General features: G+C 44.0%; 6 protein-coding genes. All 6 read right to left on the reverse strand.

Going from position 1 to position 6,459, the window contains the following annotated elements:
- Positions 1–641 (reverse strand): DNA adenine methylase (locus ACFIKJ_RS08440; protein WP_375670477.1); only part of this gene is annotated, 641 nt, incomplete at its 3' end.
- 24 nt (positions 642–665) lie between these two features.
- On the reverse strand, positions 666–896 hold the full coding sequence (locus tag ACFIKJ_RS08445) for a hypothetical protein (RefSeq protein WP_375670478.1): 231 nt from the start codon (positions 894–896) through the stop codon (positions 666–668).
- A gap of 116 nt (positions 897–1,012) precedes the next feature.
- A complete protein-coding gene (locus ACFIKJ_RS08450) occupies positions 1,013–1,240 on the reverse strand; it encodes a hypothetical protein (protein WP_012754703.1) in 228 nt (75 codons plus the stop codon).
- Entirely contained in the window at positions 1,237–1,899 is a 663-nt protein-coding gene (locus tag ACFIKJ_RS08455) for a lysozyme (RefSeq protein WP_375670479.1), read from the reverse strand. The genes ACFIKJ_RS08450 and ACFIKJ_RS08455 overlap by 4 nt, the downstream gene beginning before the upstream one ends.
- A gap of 63 nt (positions 1,900–1,962) precedes the next feature.
- A complete protein-coding gene (locus ACFIKJ_RS08460) occupies positions 1,963–2,292 on the reverse strand; it encodes a hypothetical protein (protein ID WP_375652115.1) in 330 nt (109 codons plus the stop codon).
- A 9-nt stretch (positions 2,293–2,301) separates the two neighbouring features.
- Positions 2,302–6,345, reverse strand: coding sequence for an alanine-zipper protein (locus tag ACFIKJ_RS08465; RefSeq protein ID WP_375670480.1), 4,044 nt, complete (start codon positions 6,343–6,345; stop codon positions 2,302–2,304).
- Positions 6,346–6,459: the final 114 nt, after the last annotated feature.

Consider the following 6,459-nt stretch of genomic DNA (forward strand, 5'->3'; position numbering starts at 1 on the left):
TGTATGCTTTTGAGAACTTTTGCCATACTCACAAAATCATCTTCAACAAAATTCCCAGAGCTGTAACACTTCTTCTTCACAAGATAAGGCGGGTCTAGGTAAAATAAACTGTCGGGTGCATCAAAAAGCTCGACAACCCGATCCCATGATAAATTTAAGATCGTCGTATCAAGAAGCTTCTGTCTAACACGTCTCATCCTTGATAACAGCTTTTCGGGATTAAATAATGTAGGCTTTTTCCTTCCAAAGCCAAAAGAGACATACTCTTTTTTCCCATACATCACACAACGTTGGAGAAACAAAAAGCGAGCGGCTCTTTCAACTTTGGAAAGGCTCTCTGGTTCAATCGCCGCAAGTTCAAAAAACAACTGTCTTGAACAAACAAACCATTCTAGTCGTTTAGCTAAATCATCAAAGTCATTTTGAACGCATTGAAACAGATTCGTGATCTCTCCATTCAGATCATTAATCACGGAATATTTTGCTGGTCTTTTATTTAGAAAAATAACACCAGAACCTAAAAACGGTTCAACATAGGTTTCATGGTCAATGCTATTTAAAATCGGTATAATTTTCTTACGCAGATAGTGTTTACCACCCATCCACGCAAACAATGTTTGTGTAAATTCTTGTTTCATCATATTTTTAAAGGAGAAATTTGATATTTAACTTTTTGTTATCCACTTTTTGAGGTGTGAGAAGCTATTCTCTATGGCGTCCACAAAACGGGAAAAATCTATTACAAACATAAAGACAATGAAGGCTATCAATTTCATGATGCGTGACATCATCTTTAAGCCTTGATAGGTCTCTATCATCTCGTGAAGAAGCTGTTGTTCTTTTTCTGTAAGATCTTTATCTTTGCTGCTTCGTTTCTTGACCATCTTTCCAACCACATAAATGGGCTCCCTGCTTGTTATGCTTCAAAATATCTCTTGCAAGGTTGGAACTGATGACCGCAACATCCTTATTATCCAAATAAATGGGCAACCAGCCACCACAAGAAACTGACCTATTTGCCGCGCACCCAACGAGAAAGTTCAGAGCGCACACCAGCATCACTTTTTTGATTAACTTCATTTTCTACCTCAAGCCGCGTTGTTGCTGTCTTTAAAGCATTCTCTGTTTGCTTTTGCCTTTCGCTTTGCTTGCCAAGGTGAAACGCCTTGGCTAAAGCCATAAAAAAAACGGCTAAAGCCGCTGTAAACATCAGAGAATATTTCTTTAGCCAAAAAATCATAAGCGTTGCTCCCGAAAGCGTTTAGCAACAAAGAAAATACCAGCACATGCGGCTAAAACCATGATGCCTGCTAATGCCCATTGCACCGGTCCATTGCCTGCTAACAAGCCGCCAAAACCAGAACAAGACCCTATAATCGGGGCAAGTGCTTCTATTTTAAGAAGTCCGGTTGCCGTTTTCGTTTCTACCCTTTGATAATTTGAAGAAACATAAGACCCTTTTGCCCATAATCCTGCTTCTGCTGCTCGACGGTTGGCTAAACCCGCAAGAGGCTTCCCACCCACCTTATTCCATTTCTGTAATTCAACAGGCACCGCTTCATAATCCCCTTGATTAAGCTTCTTCAACAATGTTGACTTGCGAAAAGCAGCTGTTCCTACATTATAGCAAAATGAGACCAATGCCGCGAATTGACAATCCGTTAACGAAACCGTGACCGATTCCTCTACCGTCTTCTCAAATTGCTTTAAGTCTTCACAAAGGATTTCTTCTGCTTGCTCTTGGCTAATACACATACCTTTTTTGACGAGGGGGTGACCCGCATTGCTGGTGTGACCATAACCAATCGTCCAGACACATGCCGTATCTCTATAAGCCTCTAAACGCAAACCTTCCCATTGTTTGATAAGCTCTAATCCTTCTTTCGATATCTTTCTCATCTGACGCTCCATAAAAAAAGCCCCACAAAAGTGAGGCGGCATAAAAATGTTTTCTTATGATCTCTATTGGCTATGCTCTTTGATCAGCTGCTCGACTTCTTCAACACGAAAGCCAAGTTGAAAGAGCGGCGCATATTCGCTTTCCTGTAATTCATACTGACAACGCTTTTCTACAAAATCACCATTTGAATCAAACGGCATGGTTGTTGTTAGACAAACCTTATGCGTGTCATCTTCAATCCCCTCTTCTCCTTCACTTAGCTCCTTGACTAAAACCCAATAAAAACGCGTCTCTAAAAGAACCTCTAACCTCCTTACGGTTTCAGCCTTATCAAAGGAAAGCATATTCATATAATCTTCTTTGCTATTTAAATGCTCTGGATAATCTATCATCTACCCCTCCTAAATAAAATGCCGTGGATAACTACAGCCACGGGCGCCAGCCGATTCATAAATGGCATTCCGTATAATGATTGCACGCAGATGTGGATTGATATTCGTAGTATCTGACCAGTCTCCACCAGCCAACAATGCATACATATCTTTTTTAAACTGTACATTTGGTGAGGTTCCAGTTACCGTTTGCATGAAACAAACATCTTTCACAAATTGCCAAACATAACCGCAACCATCTTCACAACCGATATGCGAAACCATCCGTATATTTGCCGTATTCTTATAACCTCCAGAATGTTTTGGTGAAGGTGCTTTTTTGCCTTGAATCCCACCACCTTCATTGCTTCCATACATCGCGGAGGCAAATTCTGTATTATTGAGCAAAGCCTTCTTAACACGCAGCATATCGGATATGTGATCTGTTTGTAGACGGTTCGTCGTAATAGGAACATTATACGCCGAGCGGGTATTGTGACCTGTCCCTGACTGAAGATAAATATCAACCCAAAGATCTGTAGAGGGGTCATAAACCATTCCTTCTGGTGAACTATGCGGGCGGTGATTGAGACACCAAACTGAATTGGGTAAAATATCCCCTGCTCTATAACCAGACAATGGGTGACCGGAAATCGTACCAACATCCGCACAAAGCGTATGAAACCCTCCTATCTTTCGCGAATTACTCACTGTGTAATTCCTTGGATACGTAGAGTTTTCTGATAAAACAAGTTTATGAGACTGTCCTCCATCAGAAACCAAATAAACATAATAATCTTTGCCCACCGAAAGAGGAGGAACGCTTATTCTTGTATCTGCCGTATAACTTGCAACTAAAATATCATTGCCTAATGCCAAGGTTATGCGCGTTCCTTTTTTCAAGGTTAATTCCGCTTTGCCTTTCGCAACAAGAAACGGTGTGGAAATTGAAAGAACCGTTAAATTGGACTGTTTCAGTAAATTGTTTATCTGTTCCCCTAGCACTTTTGCCTGTGAGGCTACTGTATGGGCTGTTGTTGCCGTTGCTAGGGAACTTTTGATACCTCCAAGCTCTTGCTTCGTCGTATCGGCTGTTGTTTTAGCTTCTTCTGCTGTCCTTTTCGCTCTATCAGCTACTTCCTTGGCTTTTTCGGCTTCGCTCTTGGCTTGATAGGCTTGTGAATCTGCCGACTCGGCTTTTTTCTTGGCTTCGTCTGAGTACATCCGCGCTAAACTTACGGGGGCTTTAAAATTCTCAACCACTTGATTGATATCGATAACCCTACTCCTCGCTGACGAGGCTATTTTCTCTGCATTTTCTGCCTGATTGCGCGCTTGCTCCGCGTCATGTCTTGCATAACCAGCAGACTCCTTGGCTTCCTTGGCTATTTTTTGTGCCTCTTCCGCTTCTTCCTCTAAAGACGCGGCTTTTTTACCCGCTGTTTCGGCTGCCCTCTGCGCCTCTTCTGCTATATATTTTGCATTACTAGCTATTTCCTTGGCTTTTTCTACTTCATTCTTGGCTTCATACGCTCGGTCATCGGCTTTCTCCGCTATTTTCTTGGCTTCTTCGCCTGCCATTTCTGCTAATCTTGCTATAGTCTTAGCATTATCTGCCACTTCCTTCGCGTCGTAAGCTTTACTCCACGCTTCATTTGCTGTTTTTTCTGCCTTTTCTGCCTGACTACGCGCTTGCTCCGCATCATGCTTGGCATAACCTGCTGTCTGTTTGGCTTCCTTCGCTGTTTTTTCTGTCTCTTCTAGCTTGTCTTCTAAAGATGATGCTAAAGACGCTGCCTTTTTACCCGCCGCTTCTGCCGCTTTCTGTGCTTGTTCTGCTGTATATTTTGCACTATTAGCTATTTCCTTGGCTTTTTCGGCTTCGCCCTTAGCTTGATAGGATTGTGAATCTGCTACTTCCGCTTTTTTCTTGGCTTCGTCTGCATATGTCCGTGCTAAACTTGCTATAGTCTTAGCGTCACCTGCTACTTCCTTCGCGTTGTTAGCTGTACTCCACCCTTGATGAGCTGTGTTGCCTGAATTTTCCGCTATCTTCTTGGCTTCATCTGCGTACGTACGCGCTAAACTTGCTATAGTCTTAGCGTCACCTGCTACTTCCTGAGCTTTATTGGCATTACTCCATCCTTCATGAGCTGTACTTTTTGCCTTTTCTACCTCACTGCGCGCTTGTGCCGCCTCATGGTTAGCATAACCAGCTGTCTGTTTGGCTTCTTTCGCTATCTTTTCAGCTTCACCCGCTACTGTCTCTACCTGTGATGCCTTCTTTTGTGCACCATCAGCTACCTTCTTTGCCTCGTCCGCTGTCGACTTCGCACTATTGGCTAATTGTTTTAGACCATCCAAAGCACCTTTCGTTTCTTCTGCTACCTTCTCTGCTGCTTCCGCTTTACTCTTTGCTGCTGTAGCTATACCCTTCAACGCTTCTGCATCAACATGCCCTGCCGTCTCTCCTGAACGCGCCGCAGACTCTGCTACCGCTTTCGCTTCAGAAGCTAATTTTGTAGCCTCCTCTGCACTCTGTTGGGCTTGATGAGCCGTCGCTGTTGCTGTATCCGCTGCACTCTTGGCTTCTAAGGCTATCGCTTTGGCATTACTTGCCTCTTCTTTTGCTTCTTCTGATACGCTCTTCGAAGAAGTCGCTGTTTGATTTGCTTCATTCGCAACTCTCTCTACACTTTCTGCTTTAACCTTTGCTTCTTCTGATAAACTTTTAGCATTAGAGGCTGTTTGACTTGCTTGTTCACTCGTGGATTTCGCTTCAGTCGCAACAGTTTTTAAACTTTCCGCTTTAGATTTCGCATCGCTAGCCTCTCTTACAGCTTGCTCTACTTTCTCTGTTGCACTATCCGCTGCACTCTTGGCTTCTGAAGCTGTGACTGTCGCATCATCCGCCTTCTTTTCGGCTCTTGCGGCTTTCTCTTCTGCCGTCTCTGCTGTACTTTTAGCGTCTTGCGAAAGGACATGAGCATCCTCTGCTTTATTCTTCGCTTCCACCGCTGTGTCTTTTGCACTATCCGCTAACTGCTTTGCATTATTTGCTAACGTTTCTGCCGAATGCGCTCTCATCTTAACTTCTTCAACCAATTGTTTGGCTTCACCGGCTTTAGTCTTGGCTTGTGTAGCAACGTCTTCTATTGTTAAAGCCCTCTGCTCTACTCCTTCTGCTGTCCTTTTGGCTCCCTCAGCTGTATTCTTGACATGATCAACCGATTGCTTAAGATCCTTGACATCTGCCAACGCTCTCAATGCCGTTTCTTTTGCATCACCAGCTACCGAAGAGGCTGTCTCTGCTGTCGTCTTGGCTTCAGAAGCTGTCGTGAGAGCTTGCCCACTGTTCGTTGCTGCTGTTTCTGCAACATTCTTCACCTCGCCCATCACCTGCTTGGCATCATCAAAAGCGCTCTTGGTTTGTTCGGAAAGTGTTTTTGCATCTCCTGCCGTTGCCTTGGCTTCTCTTGCCTCTGTCAAAGCTGTCTCTACTGTGCTTTGAACTTGTGTCACTCTTTGAGAGCTTTCCGTGACCGTTGTCGCCACTCTATCAGCTGCACCTTTAGTATCATCCGCAATGCGCTTGGCTTCTTGCGCTAACCTCTCAGCCGCTTCTGACTTCATCTTGGCATCTTCTGAAGAGGCTTTCGAGACCTCCGCTGTTGTCTTGGCGGCATTGGATACTGTTAATGCCGTATTTGCCTGCTCTAAAGCTGTATCAGCTGTCGTCTTGGCGGCATTGGCTACAGTAACTGAACTCGCTGCTGTGTCTGCTGCTTGCGCTATCGTCGTCGCTGCTGCATCCGATAATTCCTTGACACTATCTGCTATAGTTTTCGCTTGATCTGCTGTTTGTTGCGCGCCATTCGCACGCGCCATGGCTTTTTCTGCTTCTTTCCTTGCATTAACAACCTGCTCTAACGGCGCAAAGGTTTCATACGAATACAAAGATGCCGTCCCTAAAAGCTTCGGAACAACAACGCTGTCTTGAGAAGTTCCTGCTATCATTTCTTCTCTCGTCGCGACAGGTATCAAATATTCATGTTCATGATCGGGTATCTTCATCTGCTTTCGTCCTCACATCATTCAGAGTACTTCGTCTAATGAACACTCTTTCAAATCTTCAAACTCTTCTCTTAAAGCCTCTAAGCGCTTCTCTAAATCTTTCAGTGAACCATC

Origin of the sequence: Bartonella sp. PS7NMGDW, from assembly GCF_042193585.1 — a bacterium.
In the GTDB taxonomy this organism is placed as follows: domain Bacteria; phylum Pseudomonadota; class Alphaproteobacteria; order Rhizobiales; family Rhizobiaceae; genus Bartonella; species Bartonella grahamii.

Coding starts and splice junctions, on each gene's coding strand:
- ACFIKJ_RS08450 (WP_012754703.1), bottom strand. CDS start 1,240: ATGATTTTTTGGCTAAAGAAATATTCTCTGATGTTTACAGCGGCTTTA.
- ACFIKJ_RS08455 (WP_375670479.1), bottom strand. CDS start 1,899: ATGAGAAAGATATCGAAAGAAGGATTAGAGCTTATCAAACAATGGGAA.
- ACFIKJ_RS08460 (WP_375652115.1), bottom strand. CDS start 2,292: ATGATAGATTATCCAGAGCATTTAAATAGCAAAGAAGATTATATGAAT.
- ACFIKJ_RS08465 (WP_375670480.1), bottom strand. CDS start 6,345: ATGAAGATACCCGATCATGAACATGAATATTTGATACCTGTCGCGACG.